At 62.4% G+C, this 24689-nt stretch carries 19 protein-coding genes; 11 read left to right on the forward strand and 8 right to left on the reverse strand.

The window, feature by feature from the left end; all coding sequences use genetic code 11:
* Positions 1 to 107: 107 nt before the first annotated feature.
* Positions 108 to 701 carry a Crp/Fnr family transcriptional regulator gene (locus tag ACXZ1M_RS23370; protein ID WP_459049996.1) on the reverse strand — a complete coding sequence of 198 codons (594 nt, stop codon included), beginning with the start codon at positions 699 to 701 and terminating at the stop codon, positions 108 to 110.
* A gap of 112 nt (positions 702 to 813) precedes the next feature.
* Positions 814 to 1950, reverse strand: coding sequence for a GNAT family N-acetyltransferase (locus ACXZ1M_RS23375; RefSeq protein WP_459049997.1), 1137 nt, complete (start codon positions 1948 to 1950; stop codon positions 814 to 816).
* A 92-nt stretch (positions 1951 to 2042) separates the two neighbouring features.
* On the opposite strand from ACXZ1M_RS23375, the gene ACXZ1M_RS23380 reads away from it, so the two are divergent.
* The 7 genes from ACXZ1M_RS23380 to ACXZ1M_RS23410 all read left to right on the forward strand — a co-directional run bounded on the left by ACXZ1M_RS23380 (position 2043) and on the right by ACXZ1M_RS23410 (position 15133).
* Entirely contained in the window at positions 2043 to 4097 is a 2055-nt protein-coding gene (locus ACXZ1M_RS23380; protein ID WP_459049998.1) for an NAD(+) synthase, read from the forward strand.
* A gap of 117 nt (positions 4098 to 4214) precedes the next feature.
* The gene (locus tag ACXZ1M_RS23385; protein WP_008447011.1) at positions 4215 to 4553 is read left to right on the forward strand and encodes a P-II family nitrogen regulator; all 339 of its coding nucleotides are present in this window, start codon (positions 4215 to 4217) and stop codon (positions 4551 to 4553) included.
* Between the two features lie 167 nt (positions 4554 to 4720).
* On the forward strand, positions 4721 to 6136 hold the full coding sequence (locus tag ACXZ1M_RS23390) for an aryl-sulfate sulfotransferase (protein WP_459049999.1): 1416 nt from the start codon (positions 4721 to 4723) through the stop codon (positions 6134 to 6136).
* Between the two features lie 93 nt (positions 6137 to 6229).
* Positions 6230 to 8647 carry a TonB-dependent receptor gene (locus tag ACXZ1M_RS23395; protein WP_459050000.1) on the forward strand — a complete coding sequence of 806 codons (2418 nt, stop codon included), beginning with the start codon at positions 6230 to 6232 and terminating at the stop codon, positions 8645 to 8647.
* Between the two features lie 16 nt (positions 8648 to 8663).
* Positions 8664 to 10094 (forward strand): sulfatase family protein, encoded by a 1431-nt coding sequence (locus ACXZ1M_RS23400; RefSeq protein ID WP_459050001.1) that lies wholly within the window; start codon positions 8664 to 8666, stop codon positions 10092 to 10094.
* Between the two features lie 324 nt (positions 10095 to 10418).
* Entirely contained in the window at positions 10419 to 11975 is a 1557-nt protein-coding gene (locus ACXZ1M_RS23405) for a tryptophan halogenase family protein (RefSeq protein ID WP_459050002.1), read from the forward strand.
* Positions 11976 to 12076: 101 nt separating this feature from the next.
* Positions 12077 to 15133 carry a TonB-dependent receptor gene (locus ACXZ1M_RS23410; RefSeq protein WP_459050003.1) on the forward strand — a complete coding sequence of 1019 codons (3057 nt, stop codon included), beginning with the start codon at positions 12077 to 12079 and terminating at the stop codon, positions 15131 to 15133.
* A gap of 57 nt (positions 15134 to 15190) precedes the next feature.
* On the opposite strand, the gene ACXZ1M_RS23415 is transcribed toward ACXZ1M_RS23410, so the two are convergent.
* From ACXZ1M_RS23415 to trxB, 3 genes are all read right to left on the reverse strand, one after another.
* On the reverse strand, positions 15191 to 15826 hold the full coding sequence (locus tag ACXZ1M_RS23415; RefSeq protein ID WP_459050004.1) for a trimeric intracellular cation channel family protein: 636 nt from the start codon (positions 15824 to 15826) through the stop codon (positions 15191 to 15193).
* A gap of 91 nt (positions 15827 to 15917) precedes the next feature.
* Positions 15918 to 16589, reverse strand: coding sequence for a Smr/MutS family protein (locus ACXZ1M_RS23420; protein WP_459050005.1), 672 nt, complete (start codon positions 16587 to 16589; stop codon positions 15918 to 15920).
* Between the two features lie 4 nt (positions 16590 to 16593).
* Positions 16594 to 17547, reverse strand: a complete 954-nt coding sequence (gene trxB, locus ACXZ1M_RS23425) for a thioredoxin-disulfide reductase (protein WP_459050006.1) — start codon at positions 17545 to 17547, stop codon at positions 16594 to 16596.
* Positions 17548 to 17759: 212 nt separating this feature from the next.
* On the opposite strand from trxB, the gene ACXZ1M_RS23430 reads away from it, so the two are divergent.
* The 3 genes from ACXZ1M_RS23430 to ACXZ1M_RS23440 all read left to right on the forward strand — a co-directional run bounded on the left by ACXZ1M_RS23430 (position 17760) and on the right by ACXZ1M_RS23440 (position 22189).
* Positions 17760 to 20165 (forward strand): DNA translocase FtsK, encoded by a 2406-nt coding sequence (locus ACXZ1M_RS23430; RefSeq protein WP_459050007.1) that lies wholly within the window; start codon positions 17760 to 17762, stop codon positions 20163 to 20165.
* A 10-nt stretch (positions 20166 to 20175) separates the two neighbouring features.
* Entirely contained in the window at positions 20176 to 20808 is a 633-nt protein-coding gene (lolA, locus tag ACXZ1M_RS23435; RefSeq protein WP_459050008.1) for an outer membrane lipoprotein chaperone LolA, read from the forward strand.
* Positions 20809 to 20884: 76 nt separating this feature from the next.
* Complete coding sequence (locus tag ACXZ1M_RS23440) at positions 20885 to 22189, forward strand: replication-associated recombination protein A (RefSeq protein ID WP_459050009.1); 1305 nt, start codon at positions 20885 to 20887, stop codon at positions 22187 to 22189.
* Positions 22190 to 22361: 172 nt separating this feature from the next.
* Here ACXZ1M_RS23440 and ACXZ1M_RS23445 read toward each other — a convergent pair whose 3' ends face one another.
* Together ACXZ1M_RS23445 and ACXZ1M_RS23450 are read right to left on the reverse strand one after the other, a co-directional pair.
* Positions 22362 to 22943 (reverse strand): hypothetical protein, encoded by a 582-nt coding sequence (locus ACXZ1M_RS23445; RefSeq protein WP_459050010.1) that lies wholly within the window; start codon positions 22941 to 22943, stop codon positions 22362 to 22364.
* A complete protein-coding gene (locus tag ACXZ1M_RS23450) occupies positions 22940 to 23215 on the reverse strand; it encodes an autorepressor SdpR family transcription factor (protein WP_459050011.1) in 276 nt (91 codons plus the stop codon). The genes ACXZ1M_RS23445 and ACXZ1M_RS23450 overlap by 4 nt, the downstream gene beginning before the upstream one ends.
* Positions 23216 to 23335: 120 nt before the next feature.
* Here ACXZ1M_RS23450 and ACXZ1M_RS23455 point away from each other — a divergent pair, with 120 nt between their 5' ends.
* Complete coding sequence (locus ACXZ1M_RS23455) at positions 23336 to 24169, forward strand: alpha/beta fold hydrolase (protein WP_459050012.1); 834 nt, start codon at positions 23336 to 23338, stop codon at positions 24167 to 24169.
* Here the strand turns inward: ACXZ1M_RS23455 and ACXZ1M_RS23460 are convergent.
* Complete coding sequence (locus ACXZ1M_RS23460; RefSeq protein WP_459050013.1) at positions 24166 to 24582, reverse strand: hypothetical protein; 417 nt, start codon at positions 24580 to 24582, stop codon at positions 24166 to 24168. The two genes, ACXZ1M_RS23455 and ACXZ1M_RS23460, sit on opposite strands and share 4 nt — an antisense overlap.
* Positions 24583 to 24689: the final 107 nt, after the last annotated feature.

Raw genomic sequence — 24689 nt, forward strand, 5'->3', positions numbered from 1 at the left:
GCCAAGTTTAAATCCGGGGTCAGGTCCTCCATTGCTACACGAGCTCTGCCGTAGCGTTCGCTACGGCAGAGCTCGTGTAGCAATGGAGGACCTGACCCCGGATTTTTTTATGCCGCGCGCGGTTCGCCCGACGCTGCTTCGGCTTCGCGGCGCAGGCGCGACATGTATTGCGGCGTGATGCCCAGATAGGATGCGATGGCGCGCTGCGAGATACGGGCCTCCAGGCCCGGATACTCTTCGCGGAAGGCCGCCAGCCGCTCCTGTGCCGAGGTTTCGCCGTTGCTGTAGGCATGCTGCGCCAGCGTTTGCAGGCCGTGCATGGCGATGTGCATGTGGTAGTCCTGCATCTCCTCACTCTGCGCGCGCAGCTCGGAGCAGCGCTTCCAGTCCAGCGTGAAGCCGTGGACGGGCGTTTCAGCAATCAGGAATTGCATCGCAGGCTGGCCCGTCTCGCCGTTGAGCAGGTCGGTCAGCGTGGTGGCCGATTCGCCTTCGCGGTAGAAGCGCAAGGTCATCTCCACGCCTTCGCGGTTGAAGAAACCGCTGCGCGCCACGCCGCTGGCCAGCCAGTACACCTGCGTCGCCGGCGTGCCGGCACGCTGCAGGTACTCGCCTTTGCGCACATGGAAGGGCTTGGCAATGGTCGCCAGAATATTGGTGACGCTGTTGAACGACTCTTCGCTCACGTCGATCCGCTTCATCGTGGCGGACTTAAAGCGGTTACGCTGTTTTATGAAATCTGCATTCATGCTATTTTTGCCATATTACCAGGAAACAATATCGACCCTATTGTAACCTCAATACGGGTTCCCCTTACGAGGTTTCTATGGCCTTGAAGGGAATATGTTCGGCCAGTTCGTCGATATAGTCGTTCATGGCGGCGGTTTCCTGTGCCAGGAAGTCGGCGATGGCGTCGGCAAAACGCGGATCGGCCACCCAGTGCGCCGACCACGTCGGCGTCGGCACCAGGCCGCGCGACATCTTGTGGACGCCTTGTGCGCCGCCCTCGAAGCGCGCCAGGCCGTGGCGGATGCAGTAGTCTATCGATTGCACGTAGCAGGTTTCGAAGTGCAGGCCGGAGACGAATTCCTGCGTGCCCCAGTAGCGGCCGTACATCACATTGCCGCCCACCAGGTTCAGCGCCACCGCCACCGGCACATCGTCGCGCTTGGCCAGCACGATCATCAGGCTGTCCGGCGTCTCGGCCAGCAGGCGCCGGAAGAACGCCAGCGACAGATACGGTTTGGAGAAGTGCGCCTGGTAGGTCGACACATAGCACTGGTAGAAGAAGCGCAACACCTCGTCCGTGATGGCGGCGCCGGCCAGGTGCTCGAAATGGATGCCGGCTTCCTGCACGCGCTTGCGGTCCTGGCGGATCTTCTTGCGCTTTTCCATCTTCATGCTGGCGAGGAAGGCGTCGAAGTCGGCGTAGTCCTGGTTCTCCCAGTGGAACTGCACGCCTTCACGCAGCATGTAGCCGGCGTCGGCCAGCGCCTGCTTGTCCTGGTCGTCGGGGAACAGGATGTGCAGCGAGGAGGTGCCCAGTTGCTGCGCCACCTGCAGCGCGGCGCGCGCCAGCAGTTGCCGGTCTTGCGCATTGTGGGCCAGCAGGCGGCCGCCGGTTACCGGCGTGAACGGCACCGCCGACAGCAGCTTGGGGTAGTAGGGGATGCCGTTGCGGTGGAAGGCGTCGGCCCAGGCGTGGTCGAACACGTACTCGCCGCGGCTGTGATCCTTCAGGTACAGCGGCATGGCCGCGTGCAGCACGCCGTCGCGCTGCAGAATCAGGTAGCGCGGCGACCAGCCGGTGTTGCTGGAGGCGCAGCCGGTTTCGTGCAGCGCGTGCAGGAAGGCGTAGGCTAGCGTCGGGTTGTCGCCGGCCAGCGCCTGCCACTGCGCCGGATCGATGTCCGCCAACGAGTCGATGATCGATAACTCTGCTTCCGCCACACTGCCTCCTTGCATAATGATGTGCCAGTCTAGCGCATGCGGGCGGGCTTTGCCCGTGCGATAATTTGATTTTGCGTGCCCGAAAGAGCGACATGGCTTCGAACTTCTTCAATCTGTACACCCACGACTTCGCCCGCGTGGCCATTGCCGCGCCGGTGTGCCGCATTGCCGATCCCGCCTACAACGCCGAACAGACCATCCTGCTGGCCGAGCAGGCCGCCGCACAGGGCGCGGCCCTGGTGGCCTTTCCCGAGTTGGGCCTGTCGGCCTACACTTGCGACGACTTGTTCCACCAGCGCGCGCTGCTCGACGGCGTGCTCGACGGCCTGACCGCGATCCTCGATGCCTCGCTGCAATGGAAGATGGCCGTGGTGGTCGGTGCGCCGCTGCGCGTCGATCACCAGCTGTACAACTGCGCGGTGGTGATTGCCAACGGCCAGATCCAGGGCGTGGTGCCGAAGAGCTATCTGCCCAACTACGGCGAGTTCTACGAAGCGCGCCAGTTCAGCAGCGGCGATTACGCCGTCGCCTCCGAGATCGACCTGCTCGGCGAGCGCGTGCAGTTCGGTTCCGGCCTGCTGTTCGAAGTGGGCGACCTGCCGCTGTTCAAATTCCACGTCGAGATCTGCGAAGATGTGTGGGTGCCGATTCCGCCGTCGTCGTTTGCCGCGCTGGCCGGCGCCACGGTGCTGGTCAACCTGTCGGCCTCGAACGCGCTGGTGGGCAAGGCCAACTACCGCAACCAGCTGGTGGGACAGCAGTCGGCGCGCTGCATTGCCGCCTACCTGTACACCTCCTCGGGTGGCGGCGAGTCCAGCACCGACATGGCGTGGGACGGCCAGGGCGTAATCTACGAAAACGGCGAGCTGCTGGCCGAGCCGAAGCGCTTCATCGACGAAGCGTCGCTGACCTTTGCCGACATCGACCTGGAGCGCCTGTCGCGCGAACGCATGCGCATGAACACCTTCGCACAATCGGTGCAGCGCCACGCGGCCGAGGTGGGGAAATTCCGCACCGTGTTCTTCCACCTGGAGATCGAGCGCGAGCAGCCGCTGGCGCTGAAGCGCTGCGTCGAACGCTTCCCCTACGTGCCGGCCGATGCGCGCCGCCGCGACGACCGCTGCAACGAGGTCTACAACATCCAGGTGCAAGCGCTGGCGCAGCGCCTGACCACCAGCGGCTTGAAGAAGGTGGTGATCGGCGTCTCCGGCGGCCTCGATTCCACGCATGCGCTGCTGGTGTGCGCGCGCGTGATGGATAAGCTGAAACTGCCGCGCACCAACATCCTGGCCTACACCATGCCGGGCTTCGCCACCAGCGAGCGCACCCTCAAGCAGGCGCACGCGCTGATGAAACTTGTGGGCTGCAGCGCGCAGGAAATCGATATCCGCCCGAGCTGCGAGCAGATGCTGAAAGACCTGAACCATCCTTACGCGGAAGGCCAGGCGCAGTACGACATCACGTTTGAAAACGTGCAGGCCGGTGAGCGCACCAACCACCTGTTCCGCCTGGCCAACCACCACGGCGGCCTGGTGATCGGCACCGGCGATCTGAGCGAGCTGGCGCTGGGCTGGTGCACCTACGGCGTGGGCGATCACATGTCGCACTACAACGTCAACGCCAGCGTGCCGAAGACGCTGATCTCGCACCTGGTGCGCTGGGTCGCCGAGTCCGGCGTGATCGGCCGCAACGACGCGCAGGTGCTGCTCGACATCCTCGGCACCGAGATCAGTCCCGAGCTAGTGCCGGGCACCGCCGGCGGCCAGCCGGAGCAGCGCACCGAGAGCACCATCGGCCCGTATGAGCTGCAGGACTTCAACCTGTACTACGTGCTGCGCTTCGGCTTCAATCCCTCCAAGGTGGCCTTCCTGTCGCACAGCGCCTGGAAGGACAAGGAGCAGGGCCGCTGGCCGGACGGCGACCACGTCACGCGCAATCAATACGACCTGGCGGCGATCAAGAAGAACCTCGGCATCTTCCTCGACCGCTTCTTCCGCACCAGCCAGTTCAAACGCAGCTGCGTGCCGAATGCACCGAAGGTGGGCAGCGGCGGTTCGCTGTCGCCGCGTGGCGACTGGCGCGCGCCGAGTGACGCGCAAAGCGTTGTATGGTTGGAGGAATTGCGCTCCATTCCGGTGCAAGAGTAAAGGCGCGCGCAAAGAATAAGCTTATGTGCATGGACAGCGCGCGCCTGTCGATTACAATAGAACCAAAGCTTGCAGTGAGCTGCGCCCGCATTTTCGATTGAGATATAAGGAGAAGTCATGAAACAGATTACCGCTGTGATCAAGCCGTTCAAACTGGACGAGGTGCGTGAGGCACTGGCCGAGGTGAATGTCACCGGCCTGACCGTGACCGAAGTCAAAGGCTTCGGCCGTCAGAAAGGTCATACCGAACTGTATCGCGGCGCGGAATACGTCGTGGACTTCCTGCCGAAGGTCAAAGTCGAAGTCGTGGTCGATGACGGCGTGGCGGAGCAGGTGGTGGACGCCATCATCAAGGCCGCGCGCACCGGCAAGATCGGCGACGGCAAGATCTTCGTGCAAAACGTGGAGCAGGTGATCCGTATCCGTACCGGCGAGACCGGCGCAGACGCTGTCTAAGCGACCCCGCCTTATTCGAAATGCCGGCTCAGCCGGCATTTTTTTTGTCCTTTAACGATTAAAGCGATTAAGGCAATTTTTGCATATGCATGATTGGATATATTAGTTCGGACTTTCTAGGTGGATTAGTAATATAGGCAAACTGTCTACCCCTGAGAGCCCGCGTTATGACCAACTATACCCATAAGATCGCCGCCCTATCCCTGCTGACCCTCGCCGCCAACCTGAGCGCTGCGCCCAGCGTCTATCCCACCGGCGTGACCCGCTACGACACCGCCGCCGCCCACAACAGCTATGTGATCTTTAGCGGGCAGGACAAGAAAACCCATCTGATCGACATGAATGGCAACGAGGTGCACAGCTGGGACGCTGAAGGCTTCCCGCCGGTGCTGCTCGATCCGGCCCTGACCGGCGGCCGGCGCGGCAATGTGCTGGTACAGCTGGCCAGCGTGGCAGGCACGTCGAACGAAGGCAACGGCCTGCGCAATCAAGCGATTGGCGAATTGGACTGGAACAGCAAGGTGGTGTGGCAATGGGGTTCGGCCGCCAGCGCGCAGGATGCCTACGCCGCGCCGGCTGAAGGCAAGGCCGACGCGCAAGTGCCCGGCGGCAGCGCCAAGCAGCACCACGACTGGCGCCGCCTGAAGAACGGCAACACGCTGGTGCTGGCCAACCTGGTGCACCCGGTGGCCGGCTTCCGCGCGCCGCAGGTGCTCGATGATGTGATCTACGAAGTCGGCAAGCAGGGCGACATCGTGTGGAAATGGGTGGCCTCGGAACACCTGAACGAATTCGGTTTTTCGGCCGCGTCGCTCAAGCTGGTGAAGGAGGGCGCGTCGCCGCGCGGCCCGGGCGCGCCGTTCGACTACCTGCACATCAATAATATGTCTGTGCTCGGCCCCAACAAGTGGTTCGACGCCGGCGACCAGCGCTTCCATCCCGATAACATCCTGATCGATTCGCGCGAAGCCAATTTCATCGTCATCATCGACAAGCAGACCGGCAAGGTGGTGTGGAACCTCGGTCCCGACTATCCGGCGCAGGCGCGCGGCCCGCGCGTGCTGCCACGGCCGGTCGACCAGATCGTCGGCCAGCACGACGCCCACCTGATCGAGCCGGGCCTGCCGGGCGCGGGCAATATCCTGGTGTTCGACAACCAGGGCGAGGCCGGCTATCCGCGCGTCAGCGTCGGCGTGCAGCCGCGCTCGCGGGTGCTGGAGATCGATCCGGTCAAGAAACAGATCGTGTGGGAATACACGGGCGGCGATTCGAACGGGCCGGACTGGGGCTTCTACAGCTCCTTCATCAGCAGCGCCCGCCGTCTGCCGAACGGCAATACCCTGATCGATGAAGGCATGAACGGCCGCATCTTCCAGGTCACCAACAAGGGCGACATCGCCTGGGAATACATCAGCCCGTACTTCGCCCCGACGCCGGTTGCCGGCGCGGGCAAGCCGGTGCTGAGCAATTGGTTGTACCGCGCCCAACCGGTGCCGTATGACTGGGTGCCGGAAGGCACGCCGCGCTCCGAGAAAGCGGTGACCCCACCGGAGCCAGGGAAATTCCGCATAGCCACAAACTAAACGCCAAACACGACTACTATAACAAGCACACTCCAGCCTGCGAGGCCGGAGTGCGGGGCCGCTCACGCCCGATTTTCAGATGAAAGCCTGACCATGCAACAGAAAAAACTCGCCGTCGCCATTGCTGCGGCCTACGGCATCGCCCTCGCTTATGCACCATCGGCGCAGGCACAGAACGCCGCCGCGCTGGCGATTGCCGCCATTTCGGACACTGCGGTTTCCGCCAGCGCCGCCGCGCCGGTGGTGGCTGCCGCTGCGGCTTCGGTATCGGCTGCGGCAGAAGCCGAGCAGGATGGCGGTGCTTCCGCCGCCGCCACGGTTGGCGCCGATGTATCGCAGGTGATCGCCAGCGTCACCGTCTCCACCCGCCGCCGCAATGAAACCTCGCAAAGCGTGCCGACCACCATGAGCGTGCTGGACGACAAAACGCTGGAAAACAACCGCGTCTACCGCGTGCAGGATCTGCAGCAACTGCTGCCCAGCACCACCGTCAACTTCGTCCACGCCCGCCAGCTGAGCTTTGCCGTGCGCGGCCTTGGCAACAACACCGCCAGCGACGGCCTGGAAGGCAGCGTCGGCCTCTACCTGGACAACGTCTACCTGGCCCGTCCCGGCATGGCCGCGTTCGACGCGCTGGACGTGCAGCAGCTGGAACTGCTGCGCGGTCCTCAAGGCACGCTGTTCGGCAAGAACACCACCGCCGGCGTGCTCAACATCACCACCAAGCAGCCTACGTTCCGCAGCGAGAACACGGCTTCGATCTCGGTTGGCCAGGACAACTATGTGCAGGGCAAGGCCAGCATCTCGGGCGCGTTCTCGGACACGCTGGCCGGCCGCCTGTCGGTCTACAAGACGCATGAGGGCGGCTATATCACCAACGTCTACAACGGCAACAAAGTGCAGGGCGGCGATCGCGCCGGTGCGCGCGCCCAGTTGCTGTGGGAGCCGGACAGCAGTTTCAGTGCGCGCCTGATCGCCGACTACAACGAAGAAGAATCCAACAACGGCACCATGGTGCTGTACAGCGTCGGCCCGAGCGGACGCTGGCTGACGCAGGCCGCCGCCGTCGGTGGCAAGGCGATCTACAATCCCGCCGCCTATCAGGTCAATCTCGACAGCGGCTCGCACGTCAGCGTGCACCAGGGCGGCCTGTCGGCGGAAGCCAACTGGAAGCTGGCCAATGACTACAAGTTCACCTCGATCAGCGCCTTCCGCTTCTGGAACTTCACGCCGCGCAACGACGACGGACTGGACGTGCCGGTCACCCTGAACGTCGGCGCGCTGGCGCGTCACCGCCAGTTCACGCAGGAGCTGCGGCTGGCGACGCCGCAGGGCGGCGCGGTGGAATCGGTGGTGGGCGCGTACTACTACTATCAGAATCTGGACAACACCAACTTCACCTACAACGGCCCGCTGGCCGACAAGTTCAACGCCACGCCCGCCGGCGCCTGGAGCAACATCACCAGCCTGGCGGACGGCCACCTGCGCGTCAACAGCTATGCGCTGTTCGGCCAGTCGATCTGGCACATCGATCCGCAATGGGATCTGACCGCCGGCCTGCGCGCCACCTATGAAGACAAGCGCGCCTATGAAGTACGCTATGCGCCGACCGGCGGCGCGGCCGTCACCGGCGCGGCGCTGGCTTCGCGCAACGCCCGTTACGGCGCCTTCGATTCCGGCGACATCAAGCTGAACAACCTGAGCCCGTCGGGTCTGCTGACCCTGGCCTACAAGGCCGATGCCGATGTGCTGGGCTTCGTCACGCTGTCGCACGGCGAGAAATCGGGCGGCATCAACCTGACCGTGCCGGGCGCAGCCGGTATCTCCTCGCTGAAGATCGACAACGAGAAGGCCAACAACCTTGAGCTGGGCGTCAAGAGCAACCTGTGGGAGCGCCGCGCGCAGATCAACGCCAGCGTGTTCGCCAACGTGGTGCGCGGCTACCAGAACAACGCCTACGATCCATCGACGCTGTCGTCCTACATCACCAACGCCGGCGACGTGCGCAGCCGTGGTGTGGAACTGGAAACCACCTTCCTGATCGCGCGAGGCCTGACGCTGGGGGCCAACGGCGCCTTCAACGATGTGAAATACCTCAAGTACAACAACGCGCCGTGCCCGCCTGAGATCACCGCGACCTCGTGCAACCTGTCCGGCCGCGCCGCGCTGGTCAACGCACCGCGCTGGACTTCCAGCCTGAGCGCGCAGTACGCACACGCCGTGGCCGATGGCGTGGAAGGCTATTTCAACGTCAACACCTCGTACCGCACCGAAGTGTTCGGCACGCTGGACGCCTCGAAGTACGCCAGGATCCCGGCCTACGCCCTGACCAACCTGTCGGCCGGCGCGCGCTTCAAGGCCGGCGGCGCCAAGTGGGACGTGTCGCTGTGGGCCAAGAACGCCTTCGACAAGCTGTACTACACCAGCCTGTGGAACACCAGCTTCGGCGCCTACAACGCCGTGATCGGCACGCCGCGCACCGTGGGCCTGACCGCCCGCGCAGATTTCTAATACGGAGACCCGCAACATGACTGACAAGAACGCGCACAACAGCGCCCGCCGCCGCATTCTGCAATCGCTGCCGGCGCTGGCGCTGGCCAACGTCCTGCCGTCCGCGCTGGCCGCAGGCAAGGATCAGCCGAACATCATCTTCATCCTGGCCGACGACCTCGGCCACGCCGACCTGGGCGTCTACGGCCAGACCGATATCAAGACGCCGCACCTGGACCGGCTGGCGGCGCAAGGCATCCGCTTCACCCAGGCCTACGCCAATTCGGCCGTGTGCTCGGCCACGCGCTTCGCGCTGATCACCGGCCGCTACCAGTATCGCCTGCGCGGCGGGCTGGAGGAGCCGCTGGCCGGCGCCTCCGACACGCTGGGCCTGCCGCCTTCGCATCCGACCCTGCCGTCGCTGCTGAAGAAGCAGGGCTACGGCACGGCCCTGATCGGCAAGTGGCACCTGGGCTATTTGCCGACCTTCGGCCCGCTGAAGAGCGGCTACGACAGCTTCTTCGGCAATTACGGCGGCGCCATTGACTACTTCACCCACAAGCCGGGCGTTGGCCCCAACGTCAAGGAAGACCTGTACGAAGGCGAAGTGCCGGTGCAGCAGATCGGCTACTACACCGACCTGCTGGGCGCGCGCGCGGTCGATTTCGTCAACAAGCAGAAAGCCGGCAAGCCCTTCCTGCTGTCGCTGCACTACACGGCGCCGCACTGGCCGTGGGAAGGGCCGGGCGACGAAGCCATCTCGCGCAACATCGACAATATCTTCCACTACGACGGCGGCGACCTGGAAACCTACGGCCGCATGGTCGAGTCGCTGGACGCCTCGATCGGCCGCGTGCTGAAGGCGCTGGAAGCCAAGGGCCTGGCCGACAACACCATCGTCATCTTCACCAGCGACAACGGCGGCGAGCGCTTCTCGAAGACTTGGCCGCTCACCGGCCAGAAAACCGAGCTGCTCGAAGGCGGCATCCGCGTGCCGGCTATCCTGCGCTGGCCGGCCAGGGTGAAGGCGGGGCAGGTGAGCGACCAGGTGGCGATTTCCATGGATTGGCTGCCGACGCTGCTGGCCGCCGCCGGCGGCGCGCCCGATCCGCAATACCCGAGTGACGGCCAGAACTTGTTGCCGATAGTCACTGGTCAGGCGGCCAACAACGAGCGGACGTTGTTATGGCGCTACAAAGCCAACGCGCAACGTGCGGTGCGCTCCGGTAACTGGAAGTATTTGCGCATTAACGGCAACGAGTTTCTATTCGACGTGGTCAAGGATCAGCGTGAACGGGCCAATCTGGCACGTCGTCATCCGGACATATTCAGTCAACTGAAGACGCAGTGGGAAGCATGGGACCGGGAAATGCTCCCTATCACAACAGAAGTACGTACCCACGGTGTCAGCGGTAATGTGCAGGCTGACCGTTACGGAGTTCCGCCGGCGGGGAAGATCCCAGACTAATATTCGACAAACCTCGCTTCGGCGAGGTTTTTATTTGTGTTCTCCTTGTTTAGGCAACGCGGTTAAACAGCAACAATTTCGTAACATCTATTTGTTCGTTGATCGAATTAATGATAGCTTGACAGTACCGGACTCGATACCGGACATACAAAAAAACGGAGACGCAATTGATACCGCTGCAGACACAGGCCATCGCCATGGCCGCGCCAAAACTCGCTTTGTCCACGACAAATACGCCGAACGGCCGTCGCATGACGACTATGAAAACGTTGTCATAGCTTGTCTATTCTGATCAAATCCTTGAAAACGATTACAGGAGACGAGATGAGTGGCAACGACAAGCAGGGCGGCACGATCCGCAGGATCGTTATCGTCGGTGGCGGCACGGCCGGCTGGATGACTGCGGCCCCCTTGGCTCAGCGCCTGGGACGCCATCCGACCCAGCCATGCGAAATCACCCTGGTGGAATCGCCCGAGATCGGCACCATTGGTGTCGGCGAGGCAACCCTGCCGACGATCCGCGTCTACAACGAGTCGCTGGGCCTGAATTACGCCGACTTTATCGCCAAGACCCAGGCCAGCTTCAAGCTTGGCATCGAATTCAAGGACTGGGGCCACGTCGGCAACCGTTTCTTCCACCAGTTCGGCGACTTCGGCCCGGCGCTGGGCGGCATCAGCGCGCACCAGCACTGGATGCGCCTGGCGCAGCAATTCGACAAGATGCCTGACCTGGAAAACTGGTCGATGCCATCGGTTATGGCGCGCCACGGCAAATTCGTTCCGCCGAACGAGGACACGCCGGGCATGACCGACGCCTATTCCTACGGTTTCCATTTCGACGCCGGCCTGTACGCCAAATACCTGCGCGACTATTCCGTGGCGCGCGGTGTCCAGCGTATCGAAGGCATGATCGTCGATGTCGAGCAGCATCCCGAGACCGGCTTCGTCACCGCCATCAAACTGCGCGACGGCCGCCGTTTCGAAGGCGACCTGTTCATCGACTGCTCGGGCTTCCGTGGCCTGCTGATCGAAGGCACGCTGAAGGCCGGCTACGAGGACTGGAGCAACTACCTGCCGTGCAACAGCGCGCAGGCCGTGCCGTGCGCCTCGGTGGAACAGTTGACGCCATTCACCCGCTCGACCGCCAGGGAAGCGGGCTGGCTGTGGCGCATACCGCTGCAGCATCGCACCGGCAATGGCTATGTGTACAGCAATGGCTTCACCACCGACGAGCGGGCCAGCAGCGTGCTGCTCGAAGGCCTCGACGGCGCCGCGCTGGACGAACCGCGCCAGCTGCGTTTCGTCACCGGGCGCCGGCGCAAGTCCTGGGTCAAGAACGTGGTGGCGATCGGCCTGTCGGCCGGCTTCATCGAGCCGCTGGAATCAACCAGCATCAACCTGATCGAAACGGCGGTCGGCAAGCTGGTGGAACTGTTTCCGGACCGCGATTGCAGCCCGGTGCTGGCCGACGAATTCAACCGCGTGATGAGCACCCGTTACGAATCGGTGCGCGACTTCATCGTCCTGCATTACAAGCTCACCAAGCGCGACGACTCGGAATTCTGGCGCTACTGCGCCAACATGGCGATCCCCGATGCGCTGCACCACCAGATCGAGCTGTTCCGCGAGACCGGACGCGTGGCGATCATCGATCGCGCCGGCTTCGCCGAGCCGTCGTACGTGGCGATGATGATGGGCCTGGGCGTGGTGCCGAAGCGCTACGACCCGCTGGCCGACCGCGTCGACATCCGCGTGGTGCACGGCCATTTCGCCGAACTGCGCGACCTCATTGCCAAGGCCGTGACCCGGATGCCGGATCACGGTGCGTATGTAGCAGAACAAGCGGCAGCCGCCAATGCGCCATCGCGCGCCGCCGCATGACATGTGTTATCTCATCACAAAATTTATGGAGGTAGAAACTTTCCAACACTGGCGGTAGGACTTACGAAGTAAAAAACACCTATAAGAGAGGGAGACAGCAATTGAACAAGCTACAGAAAACTGCGATCGCCGCAGCGGTCGCACAGGTCGTCGTGCTTTACACCAGCCCGGTTTGGGCGCAAACGGCGGATACCACCAGCGCCGAGCCGGCTAAAGGCAATGTCGTTGTCGTGAGCGGCCAGCGCGCCGCACTGCAATCGGCGCAAAAACTCAAACAGGACGCCGACGAAGTCGTCGATTCGATCGTCGCCGAAGACATCGGCAAGCTGCCGGACCGTTCGGTGACCGAGGTGCTGCAGCGTATCGCCGGCGTGACCATCGACCGCAACATGGCGGGCGACCCGAACCGTCAATCGGTCGAAGGCTCCGGCGTATCGGTGCGCGGCCTGACTTACGTGCGTTCCGAAATCAATGGCCGCGACGCGTTCTCGGCCGGCGGCGGCCGCTCGCTCGGCTTCGCCGACGTGGCGCCGGAAATGATGGCAGGCGTCGATGTCTACAAGAATCCGTCCGCTGAACAGATCGAAGGCGCTGTCGCCGGTCTGGTCAATCTGCGTACCGCCATGCCGTTCGACTACAAAGGCTTCAAAGGCGTGATGGGCCTGTCGGAATCGTATTCCACGCTGCGCAAGGGCAATCCATCGCCGACCGGCACCATCCTGCTGTCGAACCGCTGGGCCACGGACTTCGGCGAATTCGGCGCGCTGATCAACTTCACCCATGCGGAAAGCCCGAGCCGTTCGGATGGCGTGGGCGTCGACCCTTACTTCCCGCACGTGAACTCCACCGATCCGGCCAAGTATGACCGCAGCAAGACGCAATGGATTCCGCTGGGCGTGGGCTATCGCTCGCAGGACTTCGACCGCACCCGTCGCGGCGACTACGCTGCCTTCCAGTGGCGCCCGAACAAAGACGTGACCGCCGCGCTGACCTACTTCAAGACCCACTACAAGGAAGACCTGGACGAGCACGTCGTCGCGTCGTCCGAGGACAAGTGGTACCAGCAGGTGGCCAGCGCCAATTCGGTGTTCGACAAAAACGGCGCCTTCCAGAGCGGCACCATCTCGAACCCGACCTACGGCGGCTCGCCGTTCAACAGCTCGCAGCGCATCAACACGCGTGAATCGAGCACCCGTGACCTGGCCCTGAACGTCCAGTGGCGCATCTCGCCGGACCTGACCTGGACCAATGACTTCCAGCACGTGCGTTCGACCACTGAAGGCTTCGACGCCGACGTTTCGACCGGCTTCATCCTGCCGAACCAGACCATGGACATGACCGGCAAGGTGCCGCAGATTGGCCTGGGTTCGGCGGCCTACATGGCCGATCCGAAAAACTACTACTGGGCCTACACCCAGGAAGCGTTGGATAACGCCAAGGCCACCCAGAAAGCCTGGAAGTCCGACGTCAAGTTCGTCTTCGACGATCCGGTGCTGCGCGACGTCCGTTTCGGTGTCCGCATGGCTGATCGCGAAGGCGAAAACCACAAGGCTCAGAAGTTCTACAACTGGCAGGCCATTACCTTCCCGTGGATGGAAGGCTGGCAGATCAATGGCGTGGCTCGCTTGAACGATCCGCGCTTTGCCGGCGGTGCATCGCTGCAAACCATCGACAACTTCTTCGGCGGCAAATACAACCTGCCACCGATGCTGTTCGCCGATGAAGCGACCGTGCGCGGCTTCCCTGACCAATGGAGCAAGATCCACGCTTACCACGATGTGCTGTGCGCGGAAAAAGGCTCGACCTGCGATCCATGGAAAGCAGCTACCTTCAACGATCCGGCCGCCACCAACACGCAGCAGGAGAAGACTCGTTCGGCCTACACCCAACTGCGCTTCGGCTGGGATGACCTGAAGTATCCGATCGACGGTAACGTCGGCGTCCGCTACGTCCGTACCCGGGGCGAAGGCCGTGGTTATGTTTCGTTCACGCCGCCATCGGTGCCATCGATTCCTGCCGGCGCCAACGTCACCGGCCAGGACAAGCTGATCAGCATTGGCGCGTTCGCGGAAGCGCAGTCGTACAAAAATTCGTACGACAACTGGCTGCCAAGCTTGAATCTGCGCCTGAAGGCCGACGAGAAGCTGCAGTTCCGCTTTGCTCTGGGCAAGGGCATGTCGCGTCCTGACTTCAACCAGCTGCAGGTACAGACCACGCTGAGCGCCCAGCACCAGCAGACTACCATCAAGGATGCAGCCGGCAACACCACCGGTGTGCAGTTCAACGGCACCAGCCTGACCGGCACCAGCGACGGCAATCCATTGCTGAAGCCGACCACCTCGACCAACGTCGACCTGACCGCCGAGTGGTACTTCGCCAAGGCCGGTTCGCTGACCATGGCGGTGTTCAACAAGGACTTGAAGGACATCATCACCACGCAGAACTACTCGTACACCGCCAAGGACACCGCTGGCAAGCCGCAGACCTTCGTGGTCACCGGTCCAGTCAACGGCGCCAAGGGTTATGCTCGCGGCTTCGAAATCGCTCACCAGCAGTACTACGATTTCGTGCCTGATTGGCTGCGCGGCCTCGGCAGCCAAGCCAGCTGGACCTACGTGAAGAGCGAGCGCACGCTGAAGAATCCAGTGTTCGAAGCATGGTGCTCGGGTAACGACGCATCGTCCAACTTCAACCTGAGCATCAACGGCTGCGATACCGACGGACGTGCATTCGGCAAGACGCCGCTGCAAGGCTTGTCGCGCAACACGGTCAACCTGGCGCTGATGTACGATCAAAACGGCCTGTCGATGCGCCTGGCATACAACTGGCGTTCGCGTTACCTGCTGGGCGTCAACCAGTGGGGCAGCCGTGGTAACAACGGCCTGAACACGAACCCTGCCGCTCCTGCAGACAAATACCTGATTCCGACCACCGTCAACGATCAGGCATTCGGTCTGCCGCTTTACCAAGCTTCGTATGGCCAGCTGGATGGTTCGATTTCCTACGACTTCACGGACAAGCTCCGTATCGGCCTGGAAGCGACCAACCTGACCAATGCCTACACGCGCCAGATCATGGAGCAGCATTCGGGTGACTTCACCCGTCAGGTGTTCATGAGCGGTCCACGTTACAGCGTGCGCGCAACCTACGCGTTCTAATCAGCTGGATGCAAAAAGCCGCCTGGCCGCAAAGCCCGGCGGCTTTTTTTTTGTGCTTTATTGTTTGTGATAGTGCAGGTGCAGTTCGAATTTCCAGGTCACCAGCCGAAGTGCGGTGATGAAGGCGGCGCTGGTCCACAGCGCCGTATCGTCGGCGACGTCGGTGTATTGCAGGCCGATGTAGAGCCAGGCGCCGAAGAAGGCGCAGATGGCGTAGGGTTTGCCGTCGCGGAACACCATCGGCACTTCATTGCAGACGATGTCGCGCAGCACGCCGCCGAAGATCCCGGTGATCACGCCCATCATGGAGGCGATGAAGATCGGCATGTGGGCGGCCTGCGCCTGCGATACGCCGGCCACCGTGAACAGGCCGAGGCCGATGGCATCGGCCACCACGATCACGCGTTCGGAAATAATCTGGCGTACGGTGCGCATCAGCGGCGTGGCGACCAGGGCCAGCACGAAGATCAGGATGGCGTAGCCCTCGTGCTGTACCCAGAACAGCGGGCGCTTGTCGAGCAGGATGTCGCGCAGCGTGCCGCCGCCGAAAGCGGCGATGAAGGCGACCGTGAAGACGCCGACGATGTCCATGCGCTTGCGGCGCGCTTCCACGAAGCCAGACAGCGCGCCGACCAGGATTGCCACGATTTCAATGATGGTGATCAGGGAGACGTGGACGGGGACAGGCTTCATGTGGTCTATGGACAAGGTTGCAATGTCCATAGGTTAACATGACCTACCCGCGACGGGTAGGTCTGTTGCAACATGGTAACGAAGAGGAAGCTTAGTAGCGTTGCGGTTGCAACGCGGCGCGCAGCAGAACGATCAGGGCGCCTTCGCCGCCGTCGTTGTTGCGTGCCTGGCAGAACGCCACCACGCCTTTTTGCACCAACCAGCTGTGCACCATGGTTTTCAGTACCGGCTCCTGGCCGCGCGAGCCGAAGCCGCGTCCGTGGATCACGCACACGCAGCGGTGGTTGCGTTGTCCGGCCTTGGTCAGGAACGCACCCAGCGCATCGCGCGCCTGGTCGCGGTTCATGCCGTGCAGGTCCAGCTCATCCTGCACCGGCCAGTGGCCCTTGCGCAGCTTCTTCATCACATCCGGACCCACGCCTGGCGCGGAATAGTTCAGCGCCGGATCGTCTTCCAGATAATGATCGACTTCAAACAGGTCGGACAGCGATTCGCGCAGCACGGCCGCGTCGTCCTCGGCCTGGGTCAGCTTGCGGGCCGGCGCGACGGTGTCGGCGATACCCTTGGGCACCGTCGGCGGCACGTAGCGGTCCGAGACCGGCATGCGCTTCACGCCACCGAGCTGCGACTGGAACAGATTGGCTTCCACCACCTGTTTCTTGACCTGCTTGGCGCGCTCTGCGTCGGCGATGGCGCGCGCGTCAGCCTGTTCCTTGAGCTGTTTGCTCAAGGATTTCAGGTCGGCGAAGTCTTTCAAGCCCACGCTATTACTCCTGGCCTTCCAGGTAGCGCTGTGCATCCAGCGCGGCCATGCAACCGGTGCCGGCGCTGGTGATGGCCTGACGGTAGATGTGATCCTGCACGTCGCCGGCGGCAAACACGCCCGGGACGCTGGTGGCGGTGGCCATACCTTCGGTGCCGGTCTTGGTCTTGATGTAACCGTTGTGCATGTCCAGCTGGCCTTCGAAGATGCCCGTGTTCGGCTTGTGGCCGATCGCCACGAACAGGCCGTGCACGGTCACGTCGGTGATGGCGCCGGTTTCGGTCGACTGGATCTTGACGCCGGTGACGCCGCCGTCATCGCCCACCACTTCGTGCAGGGTGTGGTTGTACTTGATCTCGATCTTGCCTTCGGCAACCTTGGCGTTCAGGCGGTCGATCAGGATCGCCTCGGCGCGGAACTTGTCGCGGCGGTGGATCAGGGTGACCTTGGTGGCGATGTTCGACAGGTACAGCGCTTCCTCGACGGCGGTGTTGCCGCCGCCGACCACGGCCACTTGCTGGCCACGGTAGAAGAAACCGTCGCAGGTGGCGCAGGCCGACACGCCTTTGCCCATGAACGCCTGTTCCGACGGCAGGCCCAGGTACTGTGCCGAGGCGCCGGTCGAGATGATCAGCGTGTCGCAGGTGTACTCGTGGCTGTCGCCGATCAGGCGAATCGGTTTTTCCTGCAGCTTGACGGTGTGGATGTGGTCAAACACGATCTCGGTATTGAAACGCTCGGCGTGCTGCAGGAAACGCTGCATCAGGTCCGGGCCTTGCACGCCCATCGGGTCGGCCGGCCAGTTTTCAACGTCGGTGGTGGTCATCAGCTGACCGCCTTGCTCGACGCCGGTCACCAGCATCGGCTTCAGGTTGGCGCGGGCGGCGTAGATGGCGGCGCTATAACCGGCAGGACCGGAGCCAAGAATCAGTACGCGGGCGTGTTTAGGAGTGGTCATGGCAGATTTCTGTGTAATGTTGGATTAATCCGAATGTGGGGGCGTAAGCAAGGGCGACAAGGTATGTCCCTATTGCAATCACGCAAGCAATACAAGATTATAGTGCAAGCAGGGAATCAGGACGAATCGTGGGGCCGGTTGTTGCCCTTATGCCTTAGAATACCGCTATAGGAATATTTCCTGACCGCCAACATTGCACCACCTAGATACCTATGAGTAGTAAAAAAGTTCAGGAACGCGCGCCGCGCACCAGTGCGGCGAGTGCTTCCGCATCGTCCGGCTACACCCGTACTCCGACCGAGCGCCAACCCCTGCCGAACCGGCTGGTGCGGCTGCTGTCGGAAGCGCGGTGGCTGGCGCTGGCCGTCTTGGGCGTGTATTTCGTACTGATTCTGGCCACCTACACCAAGACCGATCCGGGCTGGTCGCACGAGACGCTGGTGCCCAAGGTGGCCAATATGGGCGGCCGCACCGGCGCCTGGCTGTCCGACCTGCTGCTGTATATTTTTGGCATTTCCGCCTGGTGGTGGGCGTTTTGCCTGCTGCGCGTGGTGTGGAAGGGCTATCGCGGCCTGACTAATAAATACGTGCTGTCGACCGAGCCGGAGCCCGAGCACGCGCAGGAAGGCTTGATCCGCGCCATCGGTTTCGTGCTGCTGTTCATCGGCAGCGTGGGGCTGGAGTTCCTGCGCATGCGCAGCCTGACCAGCCACGCCGAGTTGCCGCGCGCTTCGGGCGGCGTCCTGGGCGAGTTGATCGGCCATTCGGCCCATGTCGCGTTCGGCTTTACCGGCGCCACCTTGCTGTTGTTGCTGCTGTTCGGCCTGGGCTTCAGCCTGTTCTTCCAGGTGTCGTGGCTGGCGGTGGCCGAGCGTATCGGCGGCGGCATCGAGAATGCGATCGACTGGTTCGTGCAGCGCTACCACTATCGCGAAGACCGCCGCCAGGGTGAAGTGGCCGCCGTCAAGCGAGAGGAAGTGGTGGTGCACGAGCGTGCCAAGCACGTGGAGAAGCATCCGGTGGCGGCGCCGACCATCAAGGTCGAGCCGCAGATCGTCACCGTGGTCAAGTCCGAACGCGTGGAAAAAGAACGCCAGGCCAACCTGTTCCAGGATATGCCTGCCGGCGACGGCCAGCTGCCGGCCTTGTCGCTGCTGGATGAAGCGGCCGAAACGCAGGAAACCATCCCGATCGAAACGCTGGAATTCACCAGCCGCCTGATCGAGAAGAAGCTGTCCGACTTCGGCGTCGATGCCAAGGTGGTGGCGGCCTATCCTGGCCCAGTGGTGACGCGCTACGAAATCGAGCCGGCCACCGGCGTCAAGGGCAGCCAGATTGTGAATCTGGCGCGCGACCTGGCGCGTTCGCTGTCGCTGACCTCGATCCGCGTGGTCGAGACCATTCCGGGCAAAAATTACATGGCGCTGGAGCTGCCGAATCCGAAGCGCCAGATCGTGCGCCTGAGCGAGATCGTCGGTTCCAAGGTCTACAACGACAATCCGTCGCCGCTGACGGTGGCGCTGGGCAAGGACATCGCCGGCAAGCCGGTGGTGGCCGACCTGGCCAAGATGCCGCACTTGCTGGTGGCTGGTACCACCGGCTCCGGTAAGTCGGTGGGTATCAACGCCACCATCCTGTCGCTGCTGTATAAGTCCGATCCTAAAGATGTGCGCATGATCCTGATCGATCCGAAGATGCTGGAGATGTCGGTGTACGAAGGCATTCCGCACCTGCTGGCGCCGGTGGTCACCGACATGCGCCAGGCCGGCCACGCGCTGAACTGGGCGGTGAACGAGATGGAACGCCGCTACAAGCTGATGTCCAAGCTCGGCGTGCGTAACCTGGCCGGCTACAACGCCAAGATCGCCGAAGCCAAGAAGCGCGAAGAACACATTCCAAATCCGTTCAGCCTGACGCCGGATTCGCCGGAGCCGCTGGAAAAACTGCCGACCATCGTCATCATCATCGACGAATTGGCCGACCTGATGATGGTCGTTGGTAAGAAGGTGGAAGAGCTGATCGCCCGTATCGCGCAAAAGGCGCGTGCGGCCGGCCTGCACTTGATTCTGGCGACGCAGCGCCCATCTGTAGACGTGATCACCGGCCTGATCAAGGCCAACATCCCAACCCGTATCGCGTTCCAGGTCTCGTCCAAGATCGACTCGCGGACCATTCTGGACCAGATGGGTGCGGAAGCTTTGCTGGGCATGGGCGACATGCTGTACATGCCGCCGGGCACCGGATTACCGGTGCGTGTGCACGGCGCCTTCGTGTCGGATGAAGAGGTGCACCGCGTGGTCAAGCACTTGAAGACCACGGGCGAGCCGGACTACATCGACGGCATCCTGGAGGGCGGCACCTTGGAAGGCGAGGGTGGCGGCGCCGATGGCGCGGCGGCGGGCGAGGGCGGTGGCGAAGCCGATCCGATGTACGATCAGGCGGTGCAGGTGGTGTTGAAAAACCGCCGCGCCTCGATCTCGCTGGTGCAGCGTCACCTGCGCATCGGCTACAACCGCGCGGCGCGTCTGCTGGAACAAATGGAAAATAGCGGCGTGGTCTCACCCATGCAATCGAACGGCAACCGCGAGATCCTCGCGCCCACTGCCAGTGCAGAATAAAAGGAATTCTATGACCCGTTTCAAAGTGATCGCGGCGTTGACCGCAGGGCTGCTGCTGGCTGGCGGCGCCCACGCCAGCGCGCTGGAGCAGTTCAAGTCCTTCGTCTCCTCCACCAAGGCGGCCAAGGGCGAGTTCACCCAGCGCCAGGTGAAAAGCACCACCGGCGAAACGCCGAAAGTCTCGACCCAGGCCAGCGGCACCTTCGTGTTCGCCCGTCCCGGCAAATTCATCTGGACCTACACCAAGCCTTACGAGCAGGTGTTGCAGGCCGATGGCGACCAGCTGTTCATCTTCGACAAGGACTTGAACCAGGTCACCACCAAGAAGCTGGGCGATGCGCTGGGCTCGTCGCCGGCGGCGATCCTGTTCGGCAGCAACGACCTGGAAAAGAATTTCACGCTGTCGGAAGGTGGCACGCGCGACGGCCTGGAGTGGCTGAAAGCACTGCCGAAAGCCAAGGACACCAGCTTCGAGCAAATCGCCATCGGCCTGCGCAACGGCTTGCCGGAAGCGATGGAGCTGAAGGATTCGTTCGGCCAGACCTCGGTGCTGAAGTTCACCAAGATTGAAAAAAATCCGGCGTTGAATGCCGCTAGTTTTAAATTTGTCATGCCCAAGGGCGCAGACGTATTCAATAATTAATTCTCAATAATTAAGTCGGTCATTCCGATTTTCAACGCCGCAGCTGCGACGCTGCGGCGTTTTTCCATTTCAGACCATGGCAGATTTATTTTCCACCGAACCGCGCCAGCCGCTGGCCGAAGCGCTGCGGCCCAAGACGCTGGACGACGTCGTCGGCCAGCGCCACCTGCTGGGGCCGGGCAAGCCGCTGCGCCTGGCGTTCGAGTCGGGCCAGCCGCATTCGATGATTTTGTGGGGCCCGCCGGGCGTCGGCAAGACCACGCTGGCGCGGCTGACGGCCAATGCCTACGAGTGCGAGTTCATCGCCTTGTCGGCCGTGTTCTCGGGCGTGAAAGATATCCGCGCAGCGATGGAGCAGGCGCAGCACAACCTGGACATGGGCAAGCACACCATCCTGTTTGTCGACGAGATCCACCGTTTCAACAAATCGCAGCAGGATGCCTTGCTGCCGTATGCGGAATCGGGGCTGGTCACGCTGATCGGCGCGACTACCGAGAACCCGTCGTTCGAGGTCAACTCGGCGCTGCTGTCGCGCTCGCAGGTCTACGTGCTGAAATCGTTCGACGAGGCCGAGCTGCGGCAAATGGTCGACCGCGCGCGCGAAAAGGTGCTGACGCACCTGGAGTTTGAAGACGCCGCCATCGACACGCTGATCGGCTACGCCGACGGCGACGGCCGACGGCTGCTCAACCTGCTGGAGCAAACCAGCATGGCGGCCAACGCCGCCAAGACCAACAAGATCACGGCCGAGTTCATCCAGAACGCGCTGACCCTGAACGCGCGCCGCTTCGACAAGGGCGGCGACAACTTCTACGACCAGATCTCGGCCTTGCACAAATCGGTGCGCGGCTCGAATCCGGACGCGGCCCTGTACTGGCTGTGCCGCATGCTCGATGGCGGTGCCGACGCCCGTTACCTGTCGCGCCGCATCGTGCGCATGGCGTGGGAAGACATCGGACTGGCCGACCCGCGCGCCATGCAGATCGCCAACGACGCCGCCACCACCTTCGAGCGGCTCGGATCACCGGAAGGGGAGTTGGCGCTGGGGCAGGCGGTAATCTACCTGGCGATCGCGGCCAAGAGCAACGCCGGCTACAACGCCTTCAACCAGGCGATGGCGTTCGTGCGCAAGGACAAATCGCGCGAAGTGCCGGTCCACCTGCGCAACGCGCCGACCAAGCTGATGAAGGAACTGGGCTACGGTCACGAATACCGCTACGCCCACGACGAACCGCACGCCTATGCCGCCGGCGAAACCTACTTCCCCGACGACATGCGCGAACCGGGCTGGTACCAACCCGTCCCGCGCGGCCTGGAATCGAAGATCGCCGACAAAATGGCCTTCCTGCGCAAGCTTGATGAGGATGCCGGCAAGAGTTAGCGGAGAGGCCGCCTGCGCGAGAGCAGCTACTGGCATTCAGGGTCAGCTCTGTCATTCGGACAGCCAAACCAATTGTATGATTTATCTCAATACGCAAATTTGGAAGTTTTTACGTATTGATAAAGATCAAAGAACTGCGCTGAGTGTCCAAATGACAGAGCTGACCCTGAATTTAGGAGTAATGCTTGCGCAGCGACAGTATGATGCGCAGGGTGGCGTAGCTGATGGCGATCAGCAGCGTTAGCAACGCGACGTCGTTGGCGTAGGCCAGCGGCAGTACGATCCACGATAGTGAGAAGCCCAGGCCGCCCAGTACCAGCGCCCAGCCGGCAATCCGCAACATCGGCAGGAAGCGCGCGGATGTTACCTGCTTGGGTATCGTGTTGGCGAAGAAGACGACGATCACCCCCGCCAGGATGCCGTTGATGCGTGAGCCGAGTTCGATGTAGCCTTGGTCCATGCCCAGACGCGTGATCAGTGCCGCGCTCAGCAACAGGCCGGCAAAGGCGATCGATTGCGTGACCTTGCGCCAGGCCGGCATCAGCGTTGCCGCAGTTGCAGCGTCCACCCCGTCTGCGACGCGGGGACGCACGACGTAGCGGAATGTCCATGCCACGACCATCACCGCCATCGCCAGCAGGTAACGTCCCGGATGGTCAGGATTCAGGTAGCACAGGTAGCCGGCGGTCAGGGCCACCAGGGCGGTGGACGCCGCCGCCAGGATGAAAAGCCGCTTGTCAGACATGGTCTTCATTGCTTCCCCTTCATTTGAATGCCCAGCAGCTCGGCGAATCCCAGCAGCGCATCTTCCAGCACCGACAGCTTGAGGCAGTACACCACGGTTTTTCCCTGCTTGGTCGAGGCGATCAGGTCCGCTTCGCGCAGCACGGCAAAGTGCGCCGACATGGTCGGCTTCGATACGTCAAAATGATCGGCCAGTTCGCCGGCCGTCAGCGGGCCGTCCCGCAACAGGGCGAGCACCTGGCGGCGGGTCGGATCGGAAAGGGCTTTGAATACCTGGCTCATATTTCGTAATTTAGCTAATCATCTAAATGAAGTCAAGTGTGTTGCAGGCTGAGCCTAGGCGAGGGCTGTGAAAAGTTGTTAAGATAGAAGATTAACGAATTCGCAGGTCAGAGGAACAGCATGCAGCCGGCAATGGTGGTCGACGGGGTCGACGTGTATATCGAAGGCGAGGGGGCCGAGACGATCGTCATGATTCATGGCTGGCCGGATACCTATCGCTTGTGGGACGCGCAGGTCGCCGAGCTGAAAGGTCGATACCGCTGCGTGCGCTTCACGCTGCCGGGCTTCGATATCAACCAGCCACGCCGCTCCTACACGCTGAACGCCATGCTGCGCGTGCTGCTGCACATCGTCAACAGCGTCAGCCAGAAGCAGAAGGTGATCCTGATGCTGCACGACTGGGGCTGCGTGTTCGGCTATGAGTTTTACATGCGGAACAAAGGCCTGGTGTCGGCCATCGTCGGCGTCGATATCGGCGATGCGCAATCGAAGGCCACGTCGCGCTCGCGCTCGGTCGGCCAGAAGATGATGGTGAGCAGTTACCAAAGCACGTTGGCGCTGGCCTGGGCCATCGGCGGCCCGATCGGCAATGCGATGACCAAGGCCATGGTGCGCATGCTGGGCGCACCGTCGCCGAAGCAGTACATCAGCTCCGGCATGAACTATCCGTATTACATCCTGACGGGCGGCGCGGCCGGCTCCTACAGTTCGCTGGTGCCGTTCGTGCCGAAAGTGCCGATGCTGTACATCTACGGCACCAACAAGCCCTTCATGTTCCACTCGCCGCAATGGACCGAGAACATGGCGGCCAAGGAAGGCTGCAAAGTGGTCGCGCTGGAAACCGACCACTGGCCGATGCTGCGCGCGCCGGACCGCTTCAACGATATCGTCATCAACTGGCTGGACAAGCCAGCCCAGAATGATGGCAGCCCGGAAGAGGAAGACGCCGCTTAACGCAGGCGGATCGGCTTCTGGTAGGGGGCAAACGGCGGCGGCGGCAGCTGCGCGTCGGCATACGCCTGGCGGAAGCATTCGGCTTTCTTGCCTTCGACGTCGGTGGTGGTGCGGGTGACCTTGCCGGCCGCGTCGAGCGTCAGCACGATCACCACCGGGTGGCGCGACAGGTCGTGGCAGTTGCCGCGCTCATCGAGCTTCTTCGCATTATTGAAGTTGAGCGAGATTTCCTCGTACTTGGTGGCCTTGTCGTTCGGGAACTGGGCGTTGAACTTGTTCATCTCGGCCGCGAAGTTCGGATTCACCGGCGGCGGCGGTTCATTGCTCTGCGACGAGCCGCCCATGGTGGAGCAGCCGGTTGCGATCAGCATCACGGCGGCAGCCGCTGCAATTTTCTGGATATGGTTGTTCATCTCTTCTCCTTGATTAATGTTCTGTTGAATACATAGTACAAATTCCGCGCATTGCGTGGCGCACGATTAGTTGCGTAGGAGAAATCCTACAGTGCGGGCGGCGGATT

Source organism: Duganella paludis (genome assembly GCF_054461335.1).